Source organism: Streptomyces camponoticapitis, assembly GCF_014646115.1.
In the GTDB taxonomy this organism is placed as follows: domain Bacteria; phylum Actinomycetota; class Actinomycetes; order Streptomycetales; family Streptomycetaceae; genus Streptomyces; species Streptomyces camponoticapitis.
Genome location: NZ_BMMV01000024.1, coordinates 125,967 through 127,778, shown reverse-complemented (window position 1 = coordinate 127,778; position 1,812 = coordinate 125,967). Strand labels below are relative to the sequence as shown.

Sequence of the window (1,812 nt, the reverse complement as noted above, 5' to 3'; positions counted from 1 at the left end):
ACCATGACCTGGCCGCTGTCGGGCCGGTCGAGACCGGCCGCGCACTGGAGAAGAGTCGACTTGCCGGAACCGGAAGGCCCCATGACGGCGGTGAAAGAACCGGCGGAAAGGCTCAGGGACACGCTGTCGAGAGCGGTCACGGCGTTCTCGGCCGTGCCGTAGACCTTCGCGACCTTGACCAGGCGCAGAGCTTCCTGGCTCCTGGCCCCTCCGGTCGTACTCCTACGACGAAACATGGTCTTTCCTTCCCTGGGACACTCTCTGTGCCACGAGTAAGAAGTTACGCAGTGCCGAGCGCGGGCACATTGGGCGTACGACCCAGGTCTGGGGTGTTGCTGAGTACACCCCTACCGCGTTCGCGGCCGCGCCGAGTTAGGGGTAGGCGCGCCCGGCGGATCTGGTGACCCGCTCCGACCTGCGGATAAGTTGACGGCGACCGCGAGCGGCGCCGTGAGGGAGTGTGTTCTGTGTCTGAGTGGTTGTTCCCTCTCGGGTTCGCCGTCGTCGGCGCCGTGGTCTTCACGATCGGATTCGTGGGTTTCTGGCGAATCCTGGCCCTGCGTCGCGAGGGGGTCCGGGCGGCGGGCTGGGTGGTCCGGCTGGAGACGACGTCCAGTGGCCAGGGCGGCCGGATCCACCGCCCGGTCGTCGGATGGGTCACCGCCGACGGCCGCCGTATGGAGGTGGAGTCGCCGTACGGGCGGTCCTGGGTGGGCAGGTTCAGGCCCGGAACGCCCGTCCGGATCCGCTACGACCCGCGGCGCCCAGAACGGATGCGGATAGAGGGTTACGGGCACGGCGTGCAGTGGCTGTTCATGCTGGTCGGCCTCGGGTTCGTGGCGGGCGGCATCTCGGTGGCGCTCCGGCTGGCGGTCTGACGGGAGCCGGGTCGGGCAGCCCCAAGAGCCACCGAAGGCACGGCAGTAGCATGGAAATTTGGTCAACACTGCCGTCCTACCGACGAAAGGAAGGTGGCGCGCCGTGCGGGTGCTCTGGTTGTACGCCCACCCCGATCCGCGCTCACTGAACGGCGCGCTGCGCGACGAGGGCATCGCCGTGCTCCGTGAACAGGGGCACGAGGTTGTCGAGTCGGACCTGTACGCCATGGAGTGGAACCCGGTCGTGGGCCACGGCGACTTCCACCACGACCCGGGCGAACGGCTCGATGTCCTCACCGAGTCCCAGTACGCGCTGGAGAACGGCACGCTCAGCGAGGACATCCGCGAGGAGCAGGAGAAGCTTCTGTGGGCGGACACCCTCGTCGTGCAGTTCCCGCTCTGGTGGTTCGGGCCCCCGGCGATCCTCAAGGGCTGGTTCGACCGGCTGTTCATCCAGGGCTTCGCCCAGGGCGTGCTCGACCCGGTGACCGGCAGGGCCCAGCGGTACGGCAGCGGCGGACTCGTCGGCAGGCGCGCCCTGGTGCTGACAACGGTCGGCGCCAACGCGGCGACGACCGGACCGCGCGGTATCCACGGCGACATCAACGAGGTGCTGTTCCCGCTGCTGCACGGCACGTTGTGGTATCCGGGCATGACCGTGGTGCCGCCCCTGGTCGTCAACGGGGCGGTCGGACTCTCCGAGGCGGAGTACAAGACGGCCGTCGGCCGGCTGCGGCAGAGGCTCCTGACGATTCCGGAGACCGAGCCGATCCCGTACCGCGCTCAGAACGGCGGTGACTACGACGAGCATCTGATCCTGCGCCCGGACCGGGCCCCGGGCGAGGAGGGCATCCATATCCACTACGTCACCGGCGCGATGGACGAGCGGTGCGAGCGTACCGGCGGTGAGGACGAGGCCGACCGGTAGCGCGCG

The 1,812-nt window shown here is 68.8% G+C and carries 3 protein-coding genes; 2 read left to right on the top strand and 1 reads right to left on the bottom strand.

Features of this window, described 5'->3' with window-relative positions; all coding sequences use genetic code 11:
* Positions 1–236: ATP-binding cassette domain-containing protein (locus tag IEY79_RS29750; protein WP_189110725.1), on the bottom strand; the 236-nt coding region annotated here is incomplete at its 3' end.
* Between the two features lie 231 nt (positions 237–467).
* Between IEY79_RS29750 and IEY79_RS29745 the strand changes: the two genes are divergently transcribed.
* Positions 468–878 (top strand): DUF3592 domain-containing protein, encoded by a 411-nt coding sequence (locus tag IEY79_RS29745; protein WP_189110724.1) that lies wholly within the window; start codon positions 468–470, stop codon positions 876–878.
* A 103-nt stretch (positions 879–981) separates the two neighbouring features.
* On the top strand, positions 982–1,806 hold the full coding sequence (locus IEY79_RS29740) for an NAD(P)H-dependent oxidoreductase (RefSeq protein WP_189110723.1): 825 nt from the start codon (positions 982–984) through the stop codon (positions 1,804–1,806).
* Positions 1,807–1,812: the final 6 nt, after the last annotated feature.